20 protein-coding genes are annotated in these 22,917 nt (G+C 68.3%); 16 read left to right on the top strand and 4 right to left on the bottom strand.

Going from position 1 to position 22,917, the window contains the following annotated elements:
• The first annotated feature begins 25 nt into the window (after positions 1 to 25).
• Positions 26 to 952, top strand: coding sequence for a D-amino acid aminotransferase (locus DIE21_RS05090; protein WP_124496638.1), 927 nt, complete (start codon positions 26 to 28; stop codon positions 950 to 952).
• Entirely contained in the window at positions 952 to 1,260 is a 309-nt protein-coding gene (locus DIE21_RS05095) for a YbeD family protein (RefSeq protein ID WP_011353335.1), read from the top strand. The genes DIE21_RS05090 and DIE21_RS05095 overlap by 1 nt, the downstream gene beginning before the upstream one ends.
• Here DIE21_RS05095 and DIE21_RS05100 read toward each other — a convergent pair.
• Positions 1,244 to 2,230, bottom strand: a complete 987-nt coding sequence (locus DIE21_RS05100) for a transcriptional regulator GcvA (RefSeq protein ID WP_124496640.1) — start codon at positions 2,228 to 2,230, stop codon at positions 1,244 to 1,246. The genes DIE21_RS05095 and DIE21_RS05100 overlap by 17 nt on opposite strands.
• 102 nt (positions 2,231 to 2,332) lie before the next feature.
• Between DIE21_RS05100 and DIE21_RS05105 the strand changes: the two genes are divergently transcribed.
• The 3 genes from DIE21_RS05105 to lipA all read left to right on the top strand — a co-directional run bounded on the left by DIE21_RS05105 (position 2,333) and on the right by lipA (position 4,483).
• Positions 2,333 to 2,659 (top strand): DUF2917 domain-containing protein, encoded by a 327-nt coding sequence (locus DIE21_RS05105; protein WP_124496642.1) that lies wholly within the window; start codon positions 2,333 to 2,335, stop codon positions 2,657 to 2,659.
• Between the two features lie 83 nt (positions 2,660 to 2,742).
• Entirely contained in the window at positions 2,743 to 3,498 is a 756-nt protein-coding gene (gene lipB, locus DIE21_RS05110) for a lipoyl(octanoyl) transferase LipB (RefSeq protein ID WP_124496644.1), read from the top strand.
• On the top strand, positions 3,491 to 4,483 hold the full coding sequence (lipA, locus tag DIE21_RS05115; RefSeq protein WP_124496646.1) for a lipoyl synthase: 993 nt from the start codon (positions 3,491 to 3,493) through the stop codon (positions 4,481 to 4,483). Before lipB ends, lipA begins: the two co-directional genes overlap by 8 nt.
• Before the next feature lie 93 nt (positions 4,484 to 4,576).
• Here the strand turns inward: lipA and DIE21_RS05120 are convergent, their stop codons facing one another.
• Positions 4,577 to 4,990: a hypothetical protein gene (locus DIE21_RS05120; protein WP_124496648.1), complete on the bottom strand. Its 414-nt coding sequence runs from the start codon at positions 4,988 to 4,990 to the stop codon at positions 4,577 to 4,579.
• Between the two features lie 327 nt (positions 4,991 to 5,317).
• Between DIE21_RS05120 and tauA the strand changes: the two genes are divergently transcribed.
• Genes tauA through DIE21_RS05135 form a run of 3 tightly spaced genes read left to right on the top strand, consistent with a single transcriptional unit; the run spans position 5,318 to position 8,136 of the window.
• Complete coding sequence (gene tauA, locus DIE21_RS05125; RefSeq protein WP_124496650.1) at positions 5,318 to 6,334, top strand: taurine ABC transporter substrate-binding protein; 1,017 nt, start codon at positions 5,318 to 5,320, stop codon at positions 6,332 to 6,334.
• A 39-nt stretch (positions 6,335 to 6,373) separates the two neighbouring features.
• On the top strand, positions 6,374 to 7,171 hold the full coding sequence (locus DIE21_RS05130) for a taurine ABC transporter ATP-binding protein (RefSeq protein WP_124496652.1): 798 nt from the start codon (positions 6,374 to 6,376) through the stop codon (positions 7,169 to 7,171).
• The gene (locus tag DIE21_RS05135) at positions 7,171 to 8,136 is read left to right on the top strand and encodes an ABC transporter permease (protein WP_124496766.1); all 966 of its coding nucleotides are present in this window, start codon (positions 7,171 to 7,173) and stop codon (positions 8,134 to 8,136) included. The genes DIE21_RS05130 and DIE21_RS05135 overlap by 1 nt, the downstream gene beginning before the upstream one ends.
• Before the next feature lie 43 nt (positions 8,137 to 8,179).
• Here DIE21_RS05135 and ggt read toward each other — a convergent pair whose 3' ends face one another.
• Positions 8,180 to 10,063 carry a gamma-glutamyltransferase gene (ggt, locus tag DIE21_RS05140; RefSeq protein WP_124496654.1) on the bottom strand — a complete coding sequence of 628 codons (1,884 nt, stop codon included), beginning with the start codon at positions 10,061 to 10,063 and terminating at the stop codon, positions 8,180 to 8,182.
• Between the two features lie 73 nt (positions 10,064 to 10,136).
• Complete coding sequence (locus DIE21_RS05145) at positions 10,137 to 11,099, bottom strand: LysR family transcriptional regulator (RefSeq protein ID WP_124496656.1); 963 nt, start codon at positions 11,097 to 11,099, stop codon at positions 10,137 to 10,139.
• A gap of 242 nt (positions 11,100 to 11,341) precedes the next feature.
• Here DIE21_RS05145 and DIE21_RS05150 point away from each other — a divergent pair, with 242 nt between their 5' ends.
• The 8 genes from DIE21_RS05150 to DIE21_RS05185 all read left to right on the top strand — a co-directional run bounded on the left by DIE21_RS05150 (position 11,342) and on the right by DIE21_RS05185 (position 22,876).
• Entirely contained in the window at positions 11,342 to 13,477 is a 2,136-nt protein-coding gene (locus tag DIE21_RS05150) for a 3-hydroxyacyl-CoA dehydrogenase NAD-binding domain-containing protein (RefSeq protein ID WP_124496658.1), read from the top strand.
• 29 nt (positions 13,478 to 13,506) lie between these two features.
• On the top strand, positions 13,507 to 14,724 hold the full coding sequence (locus DIE21_RS05155; protein WP_124496660.1) for an acyl-CoA dehydrogenase family protein: 1,218 nt from the start codon (positions 13,507 to 13,509) through the stop codon (positions 14,722 to 14,724).
• Positions 14,725 to 14,738: 14 nt separating this feature from the next.
• The gene (locus DIE21_RS05160; RefSeq protein WP_124496662.1) at positions 14,739 to 15,875 is read left to right on the top strand and encodes an acyl-CoA dehydrogenase family protein; all 1,137 of its coding nucleotides are present in this window, start codon (positions 14,739 to 14,741) and stop codon (positions 15,873 to 15,875) included.
• Between the two features lie 30 nt (positions 15,876 to 15,905).
• Entirely contained in the window at positions 15,906 to 17,111 is a 1,206-nt protein-coding gene (locus DIE21_RS05165; RefSeq protein WP_124496664.1) for a CaiB/BaiF CoA-transferase family protein, read from the top strand.
• A gap of 94 nt (positions 17,112 to 17,205) precedes the next feature.
• The gene (locus DIE21_RS05170; protein WP_014895931.1) at positions 17,206 to 17,511 is read left to right on the top strand and encodes a DUF485 domain-containing protein; all 306 of its coding nucleotides are present in this window, start codon (positions 17,206 to 17,208) and stop codon (positions 17,509 to 17,511) included.
• An 11-nt stretch (positions 17,512 to 17,522) separates the two neighbouring features.
• Positions 17,523 to 19,208: a cation acetate symporter gene (locus tag DIE21_RS05175; RefSeq protein ID WP_124496666.1), complete on the top strand. Its 1,686-nt coding sequence runs from the start codon at positions 17,523 to 17,525 to the stop codon at positions 19,206 to 19,208.
• A 355-nt stretch (positions 19,209 to 19,563) separates the two neighbouring features.
• A complete protein-coding gene (locus tag DIE21_RS05180) occupies positions 19,564 to 20,853 on the top strand; it encodes a dicarboxylate/amino acid:cation symporter (protein WP_124496668.1) in 1,290 nt (429 codons plus the stop codon).
• A gap of 4 nt (positions 20,854 to 20,857) precedes the next feature.
• Positions 20,858 to 22,876, top strand: coding sequence for an ATP-binding protein (locus DIE21_RS05185; protein WP_124496670.1), 2,019 nt, complete (start codon positions 20,858 to 20,860; stop codon positions 22,874 to 22,876).
• Positions 22,877 to 22,917 lie beyond the last annotated feature (41 nt).

A 22,917-nucleotide genomic window follows, 5' to 3' on the forward strand; every position in this document is an offset into this window, starting at 1 on the left:
GACTTCATCCCCATCTGTCATAGCCATGAGCCAAGCCGAATTCGAACCGATCGTCTACCTCAGCGTGTCGTCGCAGGAGGAACTGGTGCCGCTGTCGCAAGCCCGAGTCCCGGTGCTCGACCGCGGGTTCATTTTCGGCGATGGCGTGTATGAAGTTGTCCCCGTTTATGCGCACGACGGCGCGCACGTGCCGTTCCGGATCGAACAGCATCTGGACCGGCTCGCGCGCAGCCTGAAGAAGATCGGCATCGACAACCCGCACGACGCGGCCGGCTGGCGCGCGTTGATCGAGCGCGTGGTCGCCGCGAATGCGGAAGGCCTCGCTGACACCAACGCGCTCGTCTACCTGCAGGTGACGCGCGGCGTCGCGAAGCGCGGCCACGCGTTCCCGGCGAACGCGGTGCCGACGGTGTTCGTGATGACGAGCCCGCTGCGCCTGCCGTCGGAAGACGAGCGCGCGCAGGGCGTGCGCTGCGTGACGGCCGAGGATCGTCGCTGGCTGCATTGCGACATCAAGTCGATTTCGCTGCTCGGCAACGTGCTGATGGCGCAGCATGCGGCCGAACGCGACGCGTTCGAGACGATCCAGCTGCGCGACGACAACGTGACCGAAGGGTCGTCTTCGAACGTGTGGATCGTGAAGAACGGCGAGCTGTTCGCGCCGCCGCGCAGCAACAAGATCCTCGAAGGGATTCGCTACGCGCTCGTCGAGCAGCTGGCCGAGGAATGCGGAATCCGGTTCGTCGCGCGCGAGATCAGCGAGGTCGAGCTGCGCTCGGCGGACGAGATCATGATCACGTCGGCCACGAAGGAAATTTTGCCCGTCACGTCGCTCGACGACCTGCCCGTGCAGGGCGGCAAGCCGGGCCCCGTGTTCGCGGCGTTGTACGACGCGTACCAGCGTGCGAAGGCACGCGAGTTTGAACAGTTTGACCTAACCCGGAGAAAGTGATGAGCGAACCGACCAAAACCATCGAGGTCACCGGCGCGATCGATACCCGGAAGGAGTCGCTGCTGGAGTTTCCGTGCGATTTCCCGATCAAGATCATGGGCAAGGCGCACCCGGAATTCAAGGACACGATCTTCAAGGTCGTGGCCGTCCACGACAACGAGATCGACGTCGAGAAGATCGAGGAGCGTGCATCGAGCGGCGGTAACTACACCGGCCTCACGATCACCGTGCGCGCGACGAGCCAGGAACAGCTCGACAACATCTACCGCGCACTGACCGGCCATCCGATGGTCAAGGTCGTGCTCTAAGTTCTTTCCATCCGCCTTCCCGCGCGCACTCGGCGGGGGTCTTCCCCGCCGCGCGCCGCGCGTCCAGCTCGTCGCACAGCAGCTGGTACTCGGCGACTTCCTGAAGCAGCCAGATCCTGAACGCCTGCACGCGCGGCGTGTTCAGGAGCGGCGGCGGACACACGAAAAAATAGTGCCACGGGCTCGGCCCGTCGATGTCGAACAGGCGCACGAGGCGCCCGTCCAGCAGGTCGTGCACCGCGAGCGAGCGGCGCACCAGCGCGATGCCCTGGCCATCGATCGCGGCCAGCAGCAGGTTCGACGAATCCTGGTACAGAATCCCCCGTTTCGGCTCGGTCAGCGTAGCGAGCCCGGCCGCGTCGAACCACGGCCGCCACAGCTCGTCGTCCGAGCGCAGCAGGTTGTAGTGCACGAGATCGGCGGGCGTCTGCGGCAGCTTGCCGCCGTTCAGCGTCGGCGAGCACGCCGGAAAGAACACCTCCTCGAACAGCGGCTCGACATGCAGCCCCGGATAGCTGCCGGAGCCGAAGCGGATCGCCAGGTCGACGTCGTCGCGCGCGAAATCGGTGAGCGAGTTGGTCGACTGCAGCTCGACGTCGATTTCCGGATGCCGCTCGATGAACGTGCCGATGCGCGGCGTGATGAAGCGCGCGGCGAACGACGACAGCATCGACACCACCAGCCGCCGTCCGCGGTCGCTTGCGCGCACGTCGCGCGTCGCATCGGCGATCACCATCAGCGCGGTGCGGACCTGCTGCGCGTAGCGCATGCCGGCGTCGGTCAGGCACAGCCGCTTGCCGTTGCGCGTGAACAGCTGCACGCCGAGCTCCTCCTCGAGCGCGCGCACCTGGTGGCTGACCGCGCCGTGCGTGACGTACAGCTCGTCGGCGGCGCGGGAGAAATTCTCGTGACGGGCGGCGGCTTCGAATGCACGAATCGCATTCAGCGCAGGCAGCTGGCGGAGGTCCATTTGCTAATTTTCCTCACATCGACGTGAAAATTGGTCGTTTGGTCGGACGCCTTTGAATGACTACGATTGTAGCCATCGAAGCATTTATTGGCGGAGTCGATCATGCAAGAAATCTCTTCAAGCGTCACGTTCGAAATCCCCGCGGGCGAGACCGTGCCGATGAAGGTGCAACGCAGCACGCGTCTGACGGTGCAGTGCGGACCGGTGTGGGCGACGCGCAGCAACGACGTCGAAGACTACTTCCTGGTCGACGGCGAGACGCTGAAGCTGCGCCGCGGCGAGCGGCTGTGGCTCAGCGCGGAAAGCGGGCAGGGCGCACATGTCGCGTTCTCGGTGTCGCGGCCGGCCGGGGAAGTCGCGCGCGGCGCGCTCGCGCGGCTGCGCAATCGCGTGAATGCGGTGCTCCACGACGGCTGGCGCACCGTCTGACGGGACTTTCCTCTGACGGATACCCTTGATCCGTCCCTTTCCAAGGCCGGCGAGACCCATGGGTTTTCGGTAAACTACCGCCCATGTCCGTCTCGCCGGTTGCCATCGTGTCCACGCCTGTCGCTGTTTCCGAATCGCCCGCCGGGTCTCCGGTTCAGCCTGTCGCGCCGGTCACCGTGCGCTGGCGGGGCAGCGAGGCCTACGAGACGAGCTTCGACGCGATGCGCGCGTTCACTGACACGCGCACGGCCGACACCGGCGACGAAATCTGGGTCGTCGAGCATCCGCCCGTCTACACGCTCGGCCAGGCCGGTGACCCGGCCCACCTGCTGGTGGCCGACAGCGGCGTGCCGCTCGTGAAGGTCGACCGCGGCGGACAGATCACCTACCACGGCCCCGGCCAGATCGTCGTCTACCTGCTGCTGGACCTGCGCCGGCGCAAGCTGATGGTGCGCACGCTCGTGACGAAGATCGAGGAGGCCGTGATCGAAACCCTCGCGGCGTATAATCTCGCTTCGGTCCGCAAGGCGGGCGCGCCGGGAATCTACGTGGCTTCCGGCGTGCACGAAGGCGCGAAGATCGCGGCCCTCGGCCTGAAGATCCGCAACGGCTGCAGCTATCACGGGCTGAGCCTGAACGTGAAGATGGATCTGCGCCCGTTTCTTGCGATCAACCCGTGCGGCTATGCCGGACTGGAAACCGTCGACATGGCGAGCCTCGAGGTTGCCGCCGACTGGAACGACGTCGCCCACACGCTGGTGGGTCGTCTGATTGCCAACCTCGATGGCGAACCCGCGGCCGCCGACAAGCCGCAGGCACTGGAACATTCGAATGACTGACGTTACCGCTTCCCCCGCACCGGCCGATTCGGCCGCGACCGCTGCCTACGATCCGACCGCCAAGCAGAAGGCGCAGGCGAAGACGGCGCGCATTCCGATCAAGGTCATTCCGATCGAGAAGCTGAAGAAGCCGGAGTGGATCCGCGTGAAGGCGGCCACCGGCAGCTCGCGCTTCAACGAGATCAAGACGATCCTGCGCGAGCACAACCTGCACACCGTGTGCGAGGAAGCGAGCTGCCCGAACATCGGCGAATGCTTCGGCAAGGGCACCGCGACGTTCATGATCATGGGCGACAAGTGCACGCGCCGCTGCCCCTTCTGCGACGTCGGCCACGGCCGCCCCGATCCGCTCGACGCGGACGAACCGAAGAACCTCGCGCGCACGATCGCCGCGCTCAAGCTCAAGTACGTGGTGATCACGAGCGTCGACCGCGACGACCTGCGCGACGGCGGCGCCGCCCACTTCGTCGAGTGCATCCGCGAAACGCGCGCGCAGTCGCCGGAAACGCGCATCGAGATCCTGACGCCGGATTTCCGCGGCCGTCTCGACCGCGCGATCTCGATCCTGAACGCGGCACCGCCGGACGTGATGAACCACAACCTCGAAACGGTGCCGCGCCTGTACAAGGAAGCGCGCCCGGGTTCGGACTACGCGCATTCGCTGAAGCTGCTGAAGGATTTCAAGGCGCTGCATCCGGACGTCGCGACGAAGTCGGGCCTGATGGTCGGCCTCGGCGAGACCGAAGAGGAAATCCTGCAGGTGATGCGCGACCTGCGCGCGCACGACGTCGACATGCTGACGATCGGCCAGTACCTGCAGCCGTCCGAGCACCACCTGCCGGTGCGTGCGTACGTGCATCCGGATACGTTCAAGATGTATGAGGAAGAGGCGTACAAGATGGGCTTCACGCATGCGGCCGTCGGCGCGATGGTGCGGTCGAGCTATCACGCCGATTTGCAGGCGCATGGGGCAGGGGTGGTCTGAGCGCCGTATTCCGCCGTTCCGCAGCAGTCACGCAGTCGAACCAAGCCCGCAGCGATGCGGGCTTTTTCGTTGGCGCGGCCAGAGATTTGATGTCTATGCAGCCCCGCGTCGATCTGCCATCTCATTGCCTTCGCGCTCTTTCTCGTCGTAGCAAAGCGCGGCAATCTGCCATCGGCCGCCGTTGATCAGCCATAGCTCCAGAAAATCAAATCGGATGAGTGTTCTTCCGCCACGTCGCATTGAACCCGTGCCGGAAATCGATGCCCAAAGCCGGTTTCTCTCGACCTCCGTGATTTCATCGTGAACGCGTAGACCGACATCTGGCCAGGTGTTTTCAGACAGGCGCTGCCGTATAAAAGATATTTGCTGAAGCTTGGTGACTGTCCGGTCGCGTCGCTTCACGAAGAAATGAGAGCTCTCTACAAAGTTCAGTTGATCGATGTCGCCGTTCATGTAGGCGTCGATCCAAACGTCTCTCATTTCCAGCAAATCGTACTTGGTTTTCATGAGTATCTATCTGATTGCGATTGAGGAGACGGCTCCTTGATTCGATATGGAACCCTAACGTCTGCTCTGGTGAATTGATATGGGACTTGTATGAAACGTTGCACGCGTGAAAGGGAGTGAACGATTCCCGTCGACGGTAAAGGGAGAGTGATGACGGCATGTTTTGGCACATCGATTGCCGCTCGATCGTCGTCCCCATTCAATCCAGCATGGAAAGCAAAGCCGAAACGCCATCGATAGCTTCGCAGGATAAGTTCGCTCCCGCCGCGCGCAAAGCTCGTAAAGTCGGCTCTCCCGCAGCAATGCCCGCATTCGAAGGAGAGCCGCATGTCCCGTTTCAGCTTCATCCGCCGCGCCATCGTCGCGCTGACCGCCTTTGCCGCGCTCGGCGCGGCGCACGCCGAATCGCGCGAAGTCGTGATCGCGTACCAGGACATGGTCGTGCCGTGGCGCTACGCGCAGGCGAGCGGTGAAGTCGAGAAGGCGACCGGCTACAAGGTCAGGTTCCGCAAGCTCGACAGCGGCGCCGACGTGATCCGCGCGCTCGCGTCGGGCTCCGTGCAGCTCGGCGAGGCCGGCTCCAGCCCGATCGCGGCGGGCCTGTCGCAAGGGCTCGACATCTCGCTGTTCTGGGTGCTCGACAACATCAACGACGCCGAGGCGCTCGTCGCGCGCAACGGCTCGGGCGTGACCAGCGTCGCCGCGCTGAAGGGCAGGAAGATCGGTGTGCCGTTCGTGTCGACGTCGCATTTCCATACGCTCGTCGCGCTGCAGGCCGCGGGCGTCAATCCGAACGACGTGAAGATCGTCAACCTGCGTCCGCCCGAGGTCGCGGCCGCGTGGGCGCGCGGCGACATCGACGCGACCTACATCTGGGATCCGGTGCTCGCGAAGGTCAAGCAGTCGGGCACCGTGCTGACGACGTCGGGACAGGTCGCGAAACAAAGCGGCAAGGCGACCTTCGACGGCTTCGTCGTGAGCCGCAAGTTCGCGCGCGAGAACCCCGAGTTCGTCGCACGCTTCGTGAAGGTGCTGGCGTCCGCCGATGCCGATTACCGCGCGCACACGGCCGGGTGGAAGCCCGGTTCGCCGCAGGTCGCGGCGGTCGCGAAGGTGTCGGGCGCGAACGCGCAGGACGTGCCGGCCAGCCTCGCGCTCTACGCGTTCCCGACGCCGGCCGAGCAGGCGTCGCCGACGTGGCTCGGCGGTGGTGCGCAGTCGGGCGCCGCGAAGTCGCTCGCGGCCACCGCCGCGTTCCTGAAAGCACAGGGCACGATCCAGACGGTGCTCGCCGACTACTCGGTCGGCGTCGATCCGCAGTTCGTGCAGAAGGCCGCGCGCTGAGCGCGGCAACCCAGGCCATTCATCGCGGAGCCGTCGATCATGAGCACGCTGGAAGTCCGTCAGGTATCGGTCGCCTATCCGGGCGAGCGCGGTCGGCCGACGACGCAGGCACTCGCGCGCGTCGACCTGCGCATCGACAGCGGTGAGTTCGTCGTCGCGCTCGGCGCGTCCGGATGCGGGAAGACGACGCTGCTGAACTGCATGGCCGGCTTCGTCGCGCCGACGACCGGCGACGTGCGCGTCGACGGCGTGCCGGTCACGGGGCCCGGCGCCGATCGCGGCGTCGTGTTCCAGAAATACGCGCTGTTGCCGTGGCTCGACGTGCTCGACAACGTCGCGCTCGGGCTGCGCTTCGCGCGCGTGTCGAAGGCCGAACGCGACGCGCGCGCGAGCGAGATGCTCGCGCTCGTCGGCCTCGAGCGCCATGCGCACGCGCGCGTGTACGAACTGTCGGGCGGGATGCAGCAGCGCGTCGGCATCGCGCGTGCGCTCGCGAGCGACCCGCGCGTGCTGCTGATGGACGAACCGATGGGCGCGCTCGATGCGATGACGCGCGGCACGATGCAGGCGCTCGTGCTCGACGTGTGGGCGCGCACCGGCAAGACGGTGTTCTTCATCACGCACGACGTCGAGGAGGCGCTGTTCCTCGCGACGCGCCTCGTCGTGATGACGCCCGGCCCCGGCCGCATCGCGGAAACCTTTGAACTGCCGTTCGCGCGGCGCTACGTCGAATCGCGCGATGCGCGCGCGGTGAAGTCGTCGCCGGACTTCATCGCATGGCGCGAGCGGCTGATCGCGTACCTGCATCGCGACGAGGCGGTCGCGGAGACCGCGTGATGCATGAATTCGCGCGGCAGGGCGCGTCCGTCGGGCGCCACCGGATCAGTACATTGCACAGGCAGGACGACATGAGCACGCAGGATTCGTGGGCGGCCGATCGAGCGGCCGCCGACTTCGAACAGGATGCGCACGCGAGACAACGGCGCCACACGGCGCGTCCCGTGCGCGCATCGCACCGTTACCGGCTGCCGGGGCAGGGCAAGACGGCAGCGCTCAGCGCGGCGACGGTCGCGGCGCTGGCCGTGCTGTGGTGGGTCGCGACGCATCGGCAGTGGCTGCCGCCGCTCTTTCTGCCATCGCCGGAAGCGGTGTGGACCGCGTTCGTCGATGCGTGGCATGGCCGCATCCAGGGCGGCCTGCCGTTGTCCGAGCACCTGTTGTGGAGCGCCGCGCGCGTGTTCGGCGCGTTCGTGCTCGCGACCGCGATCGGCGTGCCGGCCGGCATCCTGATGGGCGTGAGCCGGGTCGCACGCGGCGTGCTCGATCCGCTGCTGGAGTTCTACCGGCCGCTGCCGCCGCTCGCGTACCTGCCGCTCGTCGTGATCTGGTTCGGCATCGACGAGACGGCGAAGCTGGTCGTGATCTTCCTCGCATGCTTCGCGCCGATCGCGATGGCCGCGCGCGCCGGCGTGCGCGCGGCGACGGTCGAGCAGATCAACGCCGCGTATTCGCTCGGTGGCAGCTTCGCGCAGATCGTGCGGCACGTGGTGCTGCCGGCCGCGCTGCCGGAGATCCTCACGGGGCTGCGGATCGCGATCGGCTTCGGCTGGACGACGCTCGTGGCGGCCGAGATGGTCGCCGCGACGGCCGGGCTCGGGCAGATGGTGCTCAATGCGTCGAGCTTCCTGCGCACCGATATCGTCGTGATGGGCATCCTGATCATCGGCGCGATCGCGTGGCTGTTCGATCTCGCGATGCGATGGGTCGAGCGGCGGGTGGTGCCGTGGAAGGGGCGCGGATGATACGGAGCAGGCGGCCCATGCGCGCCGCCTCTGCCTGCCGCCCTCATTCCCCCATCGCCACCCCTTCCCGCCGCGGATCCGCACCCCCAAACCACACCGTCTGCCCCTGCACGTTCAGCCGCTGGATCCCCTGCAGTCCCGAGTTCATCTCGACGACCCGCACGTCGTGCCCGCGGCCCTTCAGCCCGTCGGCGAGCGCATCCGACACGCGGCCGCGCTCGAGCTGCGTCGGCCCGTTCATCGACCCGAAGTTCGGCAGCGCGATCGCCTGCTGCATCGTCATCCCCCAGTCGAGCACGCCGACCAGCGCCTTCGCGACGTGGTTGATGATCGCGGGGCCGCCGGCCGAGCCGACGATCATCGTCACCTGCTTCGTCTTCTGGTCGAACACGAGTTCCGGCGACATCGCCGAGCGCGGCCGCTTGCCGGGCTGCACGCGGTTCGCGACGGGCCGGCCGTTCTCGCTCGGCACGAACGAGAAATCGGTGAGCTGGTTGTTCAGCATGAAGCCGCGCACCATCAGCCGCGAACCGAACGCGTCCTCGACGCTGGTCGTCATCGACAGCGCCTGGCCGTAGCGGTCGACGATCGCGATGTCGGACGTCGACGGCAATTCGGGGCTGCGGTCGTCGGCCAGCGCGAGCGTCGCGCCCTGCGGCGTGCCGGCCTGCGCGACGCCCATGCTGGTGTCGCCGATCAGGCGCGCGCGCTGCGCGAGATAGGCCTTGTCGGTGAGGCTCGCCCAGCTGCCGCCCGGCAGCGGCGCGAAATCAGGATCGGCGACATAGCGCGCGCGGTCCGCATACGCGAGGCGCCCGGCTTCGCTGAACAGGTGCGCGGCGAACGGCGTCGGCTCGTAGCCGGCGTCGTTGCGCACCGGCTTCTGCGCGCCGATCTGCTGCCAGTCGGGCATCGCTTCGAGAATGCCGAGCATCTGCGCGATCGCGAGGCCGCCCGACGACGGCGGCGGCATCCCGCAGACGACCGAGCGCCGGTAGTCGGCGCACAGCGGCGCGCGCACCTTCGCCTTGTAGCGCGCGAGATCCTGGACCGACAGCAGGCCCGGGTTGGTCGGGTGCTTGCGCACCTTCGCGACGATGTCGCGCGCGATCGCCCCGCTGTAGAACGCGTTCGCGCCGCGATCGGCGACCTGGCGCAGCACGGTCGCGAGCGCGGGGTTCTTCAGTACGGTGCCGGCCGTCTTCGGCGTGCCGTCCTGGTTGTAGAAGTACGCGCGTGCGGCCGGGTCGTTCATCAGGTACTTGTCGTTCGCGATCAGCATCGCCAGGCGCGGGCTGATCGTGAAGCCGTGTTCGGCGAGCCGGATCGCGGGCTGGAACAGCCGGCGCCACGGCAGCTTGCCGTGCGCGCGATGCGCGGCGTCGAGCATCCGCAGCACGCCGGGCGTGCCGACCGAACGCCCGCCGACGACACCTTCGTAGAAGCTCATCGGCTGGCCGGTCGGGCCGTAGAACAGGCGGTCGGTCGCGGCGGCCGGCGCGGTCTCGCGGCCGTCGTACGCCTGCGTTGCGCGGCCGTCGAAGTACAGCATGAACGCGCCGCCGCCGAGCCCGGACGACTGCGGCTCGACCAGCGCGAGCACCATCTGCGTCGCGATCGCCGCGTCGATCGCCGTGCCGCCGGCCTTCAGCATCTCGTAGCCGGCCTGCGTCGCGAGCGGGTTCGCGGCCGCGATCATGAAGTGCTGCGAGGTCCAGCCCGGCTTGTCGGTCCAGCCGGACGACAGTTCGGGCGCATGGACGCCGGGCAGCGGCACCGCGGCGCCCGACGCGGCGGCGACCGGGACGACGGCGCCCGACGGCGCGGACGGGGACGTGCAGCCGGTGCCGAAGGTGACGAGCGCAACGAGCGCGAGCGCGGCGGCGAGCGTCCGGGGACGCGAATGCGGACGAATCCGGTCGAACATTGAACCCTCGGCAACTATGAATTCGAAGGAGGCGGCGGCGCCGGCATCGCACGCGCCGTGCGCACGCGGCGCGCTATTGTCGCCGCGCGGCCGGCGGATTGTCATCCGACAGGAAACCCTGACGCATCGCGCCGGGCCCGCCCCGGCCGGTCTTTCCGGCCTGTTCGAGGATGAACTCTATGAACGTCGACGTCGCACGCGTGTGGTGCCGGTTCGGCATGTAGAGCATGTACATGTGCGTGCCGAAGATGCTGAGCCGGTACGCGTCGAGCGACGTGACGACCGTGCCGCGCCGCATGTCGTCCTGCATCACGTAGTCGGGCACGATGCCGACGCCGATCCCGGCGAGGATCGCCTGGCGCAGGAACAGGAAGTTCTCCGAAATCAGCGTGGGCTCGAGCAGCACCTCGTGGCGCTCGTCGCCGAGATACGCGGCGATCCGCAACTGCCGGCCCATCACCGTCGCGGTGACGACCGGCGCGGCGGCCAGCGCGCCGAGGCTCGCCGGCATTCCGTGCGCGGCCGCGAACGCGGCCGACGCGCACGCGACGTAGCGCACCGCGCCCATGTCGCGCGCGACGAGGTTCTGCGGCGGCTCCGGCATCACGCGCACCGCGATGTCGATCTCGTCGCGCATCAGGTCTTCCACGCGATTCTCGAACACCACGTCGAGCACGATGCCCGGATGCAGCCGCTTGAACGCGAGCAGCCAGTCGGACATCACCATCTGCCCGTAGCCGCTCGGCACCGACAGCCGCACGCGGCCCTGCAGGTCCTGGCCGAGCGTCGTCACCGATTCCTGCGCCGCGAGCAGTTCGTTGCGGATGCGCCGGCCGTGCTCGTACAGCTTCAGCCCGATCTCGGTCGGCTCGATGCGGCGCGTCGTGCGCCGCACGAGCTGCTGGCCGATCGAGCGTTCGAGCTGGTTCAGCCGGTAGCTGACGTTCGCGCGGCTCATCTTGAGCCGCTGCGCGGCCTTGCTCAGGTTGCCCGCGTCGAGGATCTCGACGAGCAGCGTCAGCGCGTTCAGGTCCATGCCCGGTGTCTCCTGATCCGTCCCGTTTAATGGCCCGAAACGGTTCGAAAGCATTCAATGTCAAGTCAGACTTGACAGCTTGTAAAGCCGTGCGGGAATTGTCAATGAATCTCGATCAATCGAGAATCGAGTCATGCCCGGCAAACACGCCGGATCGTTTCCCGCCGCGCGGGACGTGGATCGGGTACCGGCACTGCCACCCGGTCCTGCGGCTCCCGCCCGGCGCACCGCACGGAGACACCATGAATTCAACAGCTTCCCCTGAACCCTCCCAGGCCGGCACCGTCACGCGCGAACGGCGCGACAAGGTGCTCGTCGTCACGATCGACCATCCGCCCGTCAACGCGCTGTCCGCCGACGTGCGGCGCGGTCTCGCCGACGCGCTCGACGCCGCGCAGGCCGACGCTGCGATCCGCGCGGTGCTGATCGTCGGTGCCGGCCGCAACTTCATCGCGGGCGCCGACATCCGCGAGTTCGGCAAGCCGCCGGTGCCGCCGTCGCTGCCCGACGTGTGCGAGCGGATCGAGTCGAGCGCGAAGCCGGTCGTGGTCGCGCTGCACGGCGCGACGCTCGGCGGCGGCCTCGAGGTCGCGCTCGCCGCGCATTACCGGCTCGCGGTGCCCGGCGCGAAGCTCGGGCTGCCCGAAGTGACGCTCGGCCTGCTGCCCGGCGCGGGCGGCACGCAGCGCGCGCCGCGCCTGATCGGCGCGAAGGCCGCGCTCGACCTGATGCTGACCGGGCGTCACGCGAGCGCCGACGAAGCGCTCGCGCTCGGCCTCGTCGACCGCGTCGCGCACAGCGACGACACGCTCGCCGAAGGCCTGGCCTATGCGCAGGAACTCGTGTCGCTCGGCGCGCCGGCGCGGCGCACCCGCGACGCGCGGGGGCTCGCCGATCGCGCGGCCGCGCAGGCCGCGATCGACGCCGCGCGCGCCGACTTGCCGAGAAAGTCGCGCGGCCTGTTCTCGCCGGCGAAGATCGTCGACGCGGTCGAGGCCGCGCTCACGCAGTCGTTCGACGCGGGGATGAAGCTCGAACGCAGCCTGTTCCTGCAATGCCTCGACAGCCCGCAGCGCGCGGGCCTCGTGCATGCGTTCTTCGCGGAACGCGAGGCCGCGAAGGCGCCCGAGGCGCGCCGCGCGAGCGCGCGTCCGGTCGAGCGGATCGGCGTGGTCGGCGGCGGCACGATGGGCGCGGGCATCGCGGTCGCGGCGCTCGATGCCGGGCTGCCCGTGACGATGATCGAACGCGACGAAGCGTCGCTCGCGCGCGGCCGCGCGTATGTCGAGAAGGGGTACGACGGTCTCGTCGCGAAGGGCCGGATGACGCCGGCCGCGCATGCGGCGCGCCTTGCACGCTTCAAGGGCAGCACGTCGTACGACGCGCTCGCGCAGGCCGACGTCGTGATCGAGGCCGTGTTCGAAGACATGGCCGTGAAGCAGGCGGTGTTCACCGAACTCGCGCGCGTGTGCAAGCCGGGCGCGGTGCTCGCGACCAACACGTCGTATCTCGACATCGACGAACTGGCCGCGAGCATCGACCGGCCGGCCGACGTGATCGGCCTGCACTTCTTCTCGCCGGCCAACGTGATGAAGCTGCTCGAGATCGTTGTGCCGGCGCGCGTGAGCGCGGAGGTCGTCGCGACCGCATTCGCGCTGGCCAAACGGCTGAAGAAGACGCCGGTGCGCGCGGGCGTGTGCGACGGCTTCATCGGCAACCGGATCCTCGCGGTCTACCGCACCGCGGCCGACTACCTGATGGAAGACGGCGCGTCGCCGTACCAGATCGATCGCGCGGTGCGCGAGTTCGGCTTCCCGATGGGGCCGTTCCAGGTCGTCGACCTCGCGGGCGGCGACATCGGCTGGGCGACCCGCAAGCGCCGCGCGGCGACGCGCGACCCGCGCGCGCGGTACGTGGAGATTTCCGACCGGCTGTGCGAGCGCGGCTGGTTCGGGCAGAAGTCGGCGCGCGGCTACTACCTGTATCCGGACGGCGCGCGCGTCGGCACGCCGGACCCGGAAGTCGAGGCCATCGTCGCCGACGCGCGCGCGAAGCAGGGCATCACGCCGCGCACGTTCACCGACGACGAGATCCTGCGCCGCTACCTCGCCGCGATGATCAACGAAGGCGCGAACGTCGTGCACGAGAAGATCGCGCTGCGCCCGCTCGACGTCGACGCGGTGTTCCTGTACGGCTACGGCTTCCCGCGCTATCGCGGCGGCCCGATGCACTACGCGGACACGGTCGGCCTCGCGAACGTGCTCGCCGACATCCGCGCGTTCGCGCAGGAAGATCCGCTGTTCTGGAAACCGTCGCCGCTGATCGTCGAGCTGGTCGAGCGCGGCGCGGACTTCGCGAGCCTGAACCGCATCGACTGAACGCCCACCGCATTCGCAACGGACCCACGATGAACCTCGATTTCACCCCCGAAGAGGAAGCGTTCCGCACCGACGTGCAGCGCTTCCTCGCCGCCGAACTACCGGCGCGCACCGCGCGCAAGGTGAAGGGCGGTTTGCACCTGACGCGTGACGACATGCGCGAATGGCACGCGATCCTGAACGCGCGCGGCTGGCTCGCGAGCCACTGGCCGCGCGAGTACGGCGGCCCCGGCTGGAGCGTCGCGCAGAAGTTCCTGTTCGACAACGAATGCGCGCTTGCGGGGGCGCCGCGCATCGTGCCGTTCGGCGTGAACATGCTCGGGCCCGTGCTGATCAAGTACGGCAGCGAAGCGCAGAAGCGCCACTGGCTGCCGCGCATCCTGGACGGCACCGATTGGTGGTGCCAGGGCTACTCGGAGCCGGGCGCCGGTTCCGATCTCGCGTCGGTGAAGACGAGCGCGGTGCGCGGCCTCGACGCGCAGGGCGAGCACTACGTCGTGAACGGCCAGAAGACGTGGACCACGCTCGGCCACTACGCGAACATGATCTTCTGTCTCGTGCGCACCGCGACCGACGTGCGCAAGCAGGAGGGCATCAGCTTCCTGCTGATCGACATGAATACGCCGGGCGTCGAAGTCCGCCCGATCATCACGCTCGACGGCGAGCACGAGGTGAACGAGGTGTTCTTCACCGACGTGCGCGTGCCGGTGGAGAACCGGGTCGGCGAAGAGAACCGCGGCTGGACCTGCGCGAAATACCTGCTCACGTACGAACGCACCAACATCGCCGGGATCGGCTTCTCGACGGCCGCGCTCGAGCGGCTGCGCGCGGTCGCCGCGAAGGTCACGAAGAACGGCCGGCCGCTCGCGGACGATCCGTTCTTCGCGGCACGCGTCGCGCGCGTCGAGATCGAGCTCGAGAACATGCGCACGACGAACCTGCGCGTGCTGGCCGCGGTCGCCGGCGGCGGCGTGCCGGGGGCCGAGAGCTCGATGCTGAAGATCCGCGGCACGCAGATCCGCCAGGAAATCACCGCGCTGATGCGCCGCGCGATGGGGCCGTACGCGCGGCCGTTCGTCGAAGACGCGCTCGACGCCGGCCATGCGGATGGCGGCGGCGAGCCGGTCGGCCCGGAGGACGCCGCGAGCGCCGCGCAGCAGTACTTCAACAATCGCAAGCTGTCGATCTTCGGCGGCTCGAACGAGATCCAGAAGAACATCATCGCGAAGATGATGCTCGGGCTGTAACGAGGGACGCGACGATGGATTTCCAGCACACAGAAGACCGCCGGATGCTGGCGGACACGTTGAACCGCTTCATCGCCGAACAGTACGCGTTCCCGGTGCGCGACCGCATCGCGCAGTCGGCCGACGGATTCGATCGCACGATGTGGCAGCGCTTCGCCGGGCTCGGCGCGATCGGCGCGCTGTTTGCCGAAGCCGACGGCGGCTTCGGCGGTGCGGGCTTCGACATCGCCGTGGTGTTCGAATGCCTCGGGCGCGGGCTCGTCGTCGAGCCGTTCCTCGGCGCGCTGCTCGCGGGCCGCGCGCTGGCGCTCGCCGGCGGCGCGGCGCATCGCGAGCGGCTGGCCGCGCTGATCGACGGCAGCGCGAGCGCCGCGTTCGCGCACGACGAGCCGGGCTCGCACTACGAACTGACGACCGTGCGCACGCGCGCCGAGCGGCCCGGCGACGGCTGGGTGCTGACGGGCGCGAAGGGCGTCGTCGACCAGGCCGCGCAGGCGGCGTTCTTCGTCGTCAGCGCGCGCGTGTCCGGTCACGACGACGACGCGGCCGGCATCGCACTGTTCGTCGTGCCGGCCGACGCGCCGGGCGTGTCGCTGCGCGACTACCGGAAGATCGACGGCGGCCGCGCGGCCGAGGTGCGCTTCCAGCGCGTCGCGTTGCCGGCCGATGCCGTGCTCGGCGAGCACGGCGGAGACGCCGGTGCGGCGCTGCTCGAACGCGTGCTCGGCTACGGGCTGCTCGCGCTGTCGGCGGAGGCGCTCGGCGCGATGGACGTCGCGAAGGAGGCGACGCTCGAGTACCTGCGCACGCGCAAGCAGTTCGGCGTGCCGATCGGCAGCTTCCAGGCGCTGCAGCACCGGATGGCCGATGTGCTGCTCGAAGTCGAGCAGGCACGCTCGGCGGTGATCAACGCGGCCGCGCAGCTCGAGGCGCCGCGTGCGGTGCGCGAGCGCGCGCTCGCGGCGGCCAAGTACAGCGTCGGCCGGATCGGCACGCTGGTCGCCGAGGAAAGCATCCAGCTGCACGGCGGGATCGGGATGACGTGGGAGCTGCCGCTGTCGCATTACGCGAAGCGGCTCGTGATGATCGATCACCAGCTCGGCGACGAGGATCACCATCTCGCGCGCTATATCGCGCTGTCGAAGCAGTAGAGGCGGACCACGCGAATGGAGGAGACAAGGATGACGAACGAACCGCGCGCGTTGCCGCTGGCCGGCGTGAAGGTGCTCGATTTCTCGCGCGTGCTCGCAGGCCCGTGGAGCGCGATGGTGCTCGCCGATTTCGGCGCGGACGTGATCAAGGTCGAGCATCCGGCGCGCGGCGACGACACGCGCGACTGGGGGCTGCGGATCGGCGAGACCGAGACGACCTACTTCAACAGCGTGAATCGCAGCAAGCGGTCGATCTGCGTCGACCTGCAGACCGGGGAAGGGCAGCGCATCGCGCGCGAGCTGGCCGCGCAGGCCGACGTGCTGATCCACAACTTCAAGTTCGGCGGCGCGGAGAAGCTCGGGCTCGGCTACGACGCGCTGGCCGAGCTGAATCCGCGGCTCGTGCATTGCGCGATCTCCGGCTACGACCGCTCGGGCCCGGAGTCCGCGCGGCCCGGCTACGACCTCGTCGTGCAGGGCGAGGCGGGGCTGATGGCGCTGAATGGCGAGGCTGACCAGCCGCCGCTGAAGTTCGGCGTCGCGGCGGTCGACCTGTTCACCGGCATGTATTCGGCGCAGGCGATCCTCGCCGCGCTGTACGAGCGCCATGCGACGGGGCGCGGACGGCGCATCGAGATGGCGCTGTTCGACTGCGGGCTGATGATCACCGCGTACTACGGGCTCGACGCGCTGCTGATGGGCGAGGACCCGCCGCGCTACGGCAACGCGCATCCGTCGATCGTGCCGTACGGCGTGTTCGATGCGGCCGACGGCCCGCTCGTGATCACGGTCGGCAACAACACGCAGTTCGTGCGTTTCTGCGACGCGATCGAGCGGCCCGACCTCGCCGCGGACGAACGCTACAGGACCAACCTCGGCCGCTCCGAGAATCGCGCCGAACTGCTGCCGCAGATCCGCCGCGAACTCGCGTGCCGGCCGCGCGCGATGCTGCTCGCGGCGCTCTCCGGCGCGGGCATTCCGTGCGGTGAAGTGCTCGGGCTGCACGACGCGCTGACGTCGGAGCGCGCGACCCGCGCGGGGCTCGTCACGCGGCAGCCGCATCCGGTCGCGGGCGGCGTCGACGTGCTCGCGCCGCCGTACCGCTTCGACGGCGCGCGCCTGCCGGTGCGCGGTGCGCCGCCGGTGCTCGGCGCCGATACGGACGACGTGCTCGGCAGCTGGCTCGGACTGTCGGCGGAGGAAGTGGCGGTGCTGCGTGCGGACCGCATCGTGTAGATCGTTTTTGCCGCCGCGGCGCGGGCGGGAAGTCGACGCGCCGACCATCCACAAGACCGCTCTCGCGAGACGACGAGACGATATTGGAGACACCATGGAGCTTTCCGTCATCGAATCGGTCACGGCGCGCCGTGACTACCAGCAGCTCGTGCGTGCGCGGCGCCGCTTCAGCTTCACGCTGACGGCGCTGATGATCGCGACCTACTACGGCTTCATCCTGCTCGTCGCGCTCGCGCCGCACGTGCTGGCCGCGCCGCTGTACCGCGGTGCGACGACCACGGTCGGGATCGCCGCGGGCGTCGCGATCATCCTGGTCGCGATCGGCCTGACCGCGTGCTACGTGCTGCGCGCGAACCGTGCGTTCGACCGCCGCGTCGACGCGATCCTGCAGCGTTCGTGATGGAGGCCGACATGCGACGTATCTCGAGCGCGCTCGGCGCGCTGGCCGTTCTCGTTTCCTCCGCCGCCCATGCGACTTCCGTCGCGGGCCCGATGCCCGACAAGGTCGAGCTGAACCCGGTCGCGATCGCAATGTTCTTCGCGTTCGTGTTCGCGACGCTCGCGCTCACGCGCTGGGCAGCGCGCCGCACGCGCTCGACGCGCGACTTCTACACGGCCGGCGGCGGCATCACCGGGCTGCAGAACGGGCTCGCGATCGCGGGCGACTACATGTCGGCCGCGTCGTTCCTCGGGTTGTCGGGGATGGTGTTCATGTTCGGCTTCGACGGGCTGATCTACTCGATCGGCTTTCTGGTCGGCTGGCCGTTCGTGATGTTCCTGATCGCCGAGCCGCTGCGCAACCTCGGCAAGTTCACGTTCGTCGACGTCGTCGCGTATCGCTTCGCGCAGCGGCCGATCCGGCTGCTGACGTCCGCGAACGCGCTGACGATCGTCGTGCTCTACCTGGTCGTGCAGATGGTCGGCGCGGGCAAGCTGATCCAGCTGCTGTTCGGGCTGTCGTACGGCACGGCGGAGCTGATCGTCGGCGTGCTGATGGTCGTCTACGTATTCTTCGGCGGGATGACCGCGACGACCTGGGTGCAGGTGATCAAGGCCGTGCTGCTGCTGTGCGGCGCGACGCTGCTCGTCCTGCTCGCGCTCGCCGAATTCGGCTTCAGCGTCGAAGCGATGTTCCGCCGCGCGGTGGCCGTGCATCCGGGCGCGCTGTCGATCATGGGGCCCGGCAAGCTGATCCGCGATCCGGCCAACGCGCTGTCGCTCGGCATCGCGCTGATGTTCGGCACGGCCGGCTTCCCGCACATCCTGATGCGCTTCTTCACGGTGCCGAACGCGAAGGAGGCGCGCAAGTCGGTGCTCTACGCGACGGGCTTCATCGGCTATTTCTATTTGCTGACCTTCGTGATCGGCTTTTCCGCGATCGTGCTGCTCGCGCAGCATCCGGAATTCTTCCGGCTCGGCGCGAACGGCACCTTCAACCTGACGCACGACCTGCTCGGCGGATCGAACATGGTCGCGGTGAAGCTTGCGCAGGCGGTCGGCGGCAACTGGTTCTACGGCTTCATCGCGGCCGTCACGTTCGCGACGATCCTCGCGGTGGTCGCCGGGCTGACGCTCGCCGGCGCGACCACGATCTCGCACGACCTGTATGCGCAGATGTGGGCGCGCGGCAAGCCCGACGAGCGGCTGGAGATGCGCATCTCGCGTGCGGCGACGATCGGCTTGTCGGCGATCGCGATCGCGCTGTCGATCCTGTTCGAGCACGTGAACGTCGCGTTCATGGTCGGCCTCGTCGCGGCGGTGGCCGCCAGCGCGAATTTCCCGGTGCTCGCGATGTCGATCTTCTGGCGCGGGATGACGACGCGCGGCGCGGTGCTCGGCGGCGGCCTCGGCCTCGCGTCGGCGGTCGCGCTCACGGTGCTGTCGAAGTCGGTGTGGGTCGACGTGCTGCACCACGCGCACGCGCCGGTATTCCTCGACAACCCGGCGCTCGTGTCGGTGCCGCTCGCGTTCATCGGGATCGTCGTCGGCTCGCTCGCGGACCGCGGCGAGCGCGCGCGTCGCGAGCGCGACGCGTTCGCGCAGCAGGAGTTCTATGCGCAGACGGGCGTGCTGGCCAGTCGCGCCGTGCAGCACTGATTCGTTCGACGAATGGGCAAATCCGTCCGGATCGCCGGACGGAAATTTTCCGGAAATCCGGAATTCTGGATTTCCTTGCCTGCCGTATTATGAGAAATACAATGAAAACAACGGCTTGAGGGGTTCCGGAAACCTGGCATCGACCTTGCGATATGAAAAGCACGGCCATCCCCCCGGCCTGACTATTAAACCAAGGAGACAATCGATGACCACTGCCTTCCATCCCCTCCGGACGTCCTGAGGCATCGCTTGTTGCGGCACGGCAGCCGCGCGGGCGAGTGAATCTTCCCCTGTGACATTCGTCCGCGCGCGTGACGCCGTTTCCACCGGCTCATCTACTTCAGCAGGAACCATCGTGAAGAAGAAACCCTTCTACAAAGTGCTCTATGTGCAGGTGATCTTCGCCATCATCGTCGGCGTGATCCTCGGCCACTTCTATCCGGCGCTCGCCACCGACATGAAACCGCTCGGTGACGGCTTCATCAAGTTGATCAAGATGGTGATCGGCCCGATCATCTTCTGTACGGTCGTCACCGGCATCGCCGGCATGGAGGACATGAAGAAGGTCGGCCGCGTCGGCGGCAAGGCGCTGCTGTACTTCGAGGTCGTGTCGACCTTCGCGCTGCTGCTCGGCCTCGCGGCCACGCACATCCTGCGTCCGGGCGTCGGCTTCAACATCGATCCGGCGACGCTCGACGGCAAGGCCGTCGCATCGTACGCGGCGAAGGCGCACGGGCAGTCGACGGTCGACTTCCTGATGCACATCATCCCGAACACGATGGTCGATGCGTTCGCGCAGGGCGAAATCCTGCAGATCCTGCTGATCGCGCTGTTGTTCGGCAGTGTGCTCGCGCACCTCGGCGAGCGCGGCAAGGTCGTCACCGACTTCATCGACGGCCTCACGCGCGTGCTGTTCGGCATCGTGCACATCGTCACGAAGCTGGCGCCGATCGGCGCGTTCGGCGCGATGGCGTTCACGATCGGCAAGTACGGCGTCGGCTCGCTGGTGCCGCTGCTCAAGCTGATCGGCACGTTCTACCTGACGTCGGTCGTGTTCGTGCTGGTCGTGCTCGGCGCGATCGCGCGCGCCACGGGCTTCTCGATCATCCGCTTCGTGTCGTACATCAAGGAAGAGCTGCTGATCGTGCTCGGCACGAGCTCGTCGGAAGCCGCGCTGCCGCAGCTGATGGAAAAGCTCGAGAAGGCCGGCTGCTCGCGGTCGGTCGTCGGCCTCGTCGTGCCGACCGGGTACTCGTTCAACCTCGACGGCACCAACATCTACATGACGATGGCCGTGCTGTTCATCGCGCAGGCGACCAACATCGAACTGACGTGGATGCAGCAGCTCACGCTGCTCGCGGTCGCGATGCTGACGTCGAAGGGCGCGAGCGGCGTCACCGGCGCGGGCTTCATCACGCTCGCCGCGACGCTCGCCGTCGTGCCGACGATCCCGCTGTCGGGCATGGTGCTGATCCTCGGCATCGACCGCTTCATGAGCGAATGCCGCGCGCTGACCAACATCGTCGGTAACGGTGTCGCAACCGTCGTCGTGTCGGCGTGGGAGAAGGAGCTCGACCGCAACCAGCTGCGCCAGGCGCTGAAGGGCGGCGGCGAGGTCAAGGCGACCGAGACGGCCGGCGTCTGACATCATGAAGGAGCAGGCGGCGGCACCGCCCGCAGGCGGCGCGCCGCGCGGCGGCCGGGGCGGCTGGGGCAGTGATGCGGAGCCCTATGACACAATAGGCGATCCGCATCGCCAGGAAGCCACGTCCGTGAAGCGCCGCCTGCTCATCCTCGTCGTGCTTGCCGCCGCGCTCGCGGCGGCCTGCGCGCTGACGTGGACCGTCACGTGGCAGCGCGGCGTCGCCGAGCTGCAGCGCAACGCCGCGGTGCGCGTCGACCGCACCACCAACGCGCTCAAGAGCACGCTCGATCGCTACGAATCGCTGCCCTATCTGCTGGGCAGCCATCCGTACGTGCTGGACCTGCTCGCCGAGCCGAAGCGCGCCGATTTCACCGCGCGCGCGAACCGCTATCTCGAAGACCTCAACGAACACGCACACGCGACCGTCACCTACGTGATCGGCGCGGACGGTCTGTGCGTCGCCGCCAGCAACTGGCGCGCGCCCGACAGCTTCGTCGGGATCGGATACCAGTTTCGTCCGTATTTCATCGACGCGATGAACGGCCGGGTCGGCCGCTTCTTCGCGATCGGCACGATCTCGCGCGATCCCGGCTACTACATTTCGCAGCCGGTGTGGCGCGGCGGCAGGATCGCGGGCGTCGTCGTCGTGAAGCTCAATCTCGAATGGTTCCAGGGCGCCGATGCGTCCGAGCCGCTCGTCGTCGCGGACGATCACGGCGTCGTGTTCCTGTCGTCCGTGCCCGCATGGAAGTACCACACGCTGCATCCGCTGACGGGGCCCGTCGCCGCGTCGATCTACGAGACGCGCCAGTACGCGCAGCAGCCCGTCACGCCGCTGCCGCTGCGCGTCGAGCAGGTGCTCGGCGCCGATGCGGAGATCGTGCGGCTCGGTCCCGGCCTGCGCGCGCCGCGCTTCCTCGCCAGCAAGCGGCGGATCGGCGAGCCGGACTGGCTGCTCGTCACGCTCGCGCCGATCGCGCCCATCGACGCCGACGCGCGCAATGCGACGATCGTCACCGGCTTCGGCTTCGTGTCGGTCGCGTTGCTCGCGTTCTACTGGCGCATGCGCCGCGCACGCGTGCGCGAGATGATCCGCGGCCGTGCGCTGCTGCAGCAGGCGTATGCGGAGCTGAACCGGCGCGTCGAGGAACGCACGGCCGACCTGTCGGAAGCGAACACGCAATTGCAGAAGGAAGTCGGCGACCGGATTCGCGCGGAACAGGAATTGCGCGCCGCGCACGATGAACTGATCCAGGCGAGCAAGCTCGCCGCGCTCGGCCAGATGGCGGCCGGCATCACGCATGAACTGAACCAGCCGCTCGCGGCGTTGCGCAGCTTCTCGGACAACACGCGCGTGCTGCTCGATCGCGGCGAGCAGGCGGCCGCGCGCGAGAACCTCGAGGCGATCGCCGCGCTGACCGAGCGGATGGGCAAGATCACCAACCAGCTGAAGCTGTTCGTCGGCCGCGCGAAGCCGCGCAACGAGCAGGCGCTCGTCGTGCGCGCGCTGCGCAGCGTGCTGTCGCTGCTCGGCGACCGGCTGCGCGGCGTCGCGCTCACGCTGACGCTGCGGGATTCGACCGTGTCGCCCGCGCAGGATGCGCCGCTCGACCTCGCGCGCGATTATCCGGAACTCGTTGCCCGGTGCGAGGACCTGCGCCTCGAACAGGTGCTGATCAACCTGCTCGGCAACGCGCTCGACGCGGTCGCGGGCGTCGCGGCACCGGCGATCGACGTGACGATCGCGGTGTCGGCCGCGACGCTTGCGGTCGAGGTGCGCGACAACGGCTCAGGCATCGCGCCCGAATTGCTGCCGCGTTTGTTCGAACCGTTCTTCACGACGAAGGAAATGGGGCGCGGGCTCGGGCTCGGTCTTGCGATCTCGTCGTCGATCGCGAGCGACGCGGGCGGCGCGCTGACCGCGCGCAACGCGCCGTCCGGCGGCGCGCTGTTCGTCTTGACGCTGCGGCGTGCGCGCACGCATCATCCGGACTCCGTGTCCGAGCCGACGGGCTCGCATTAGGCCCGGACCCGGTCGGCGCACGACCGGCATCAACGAGAGCC

The sequence above is a fragment of the Burkholderia sp. Bp9140 genome (assembly GCF_003853425.1).
GTDB lineage: Bacteria > Pseudomonadota > Gammaproteobacteria > Burkholderiales > Burkholderiaceae > Burkholderia.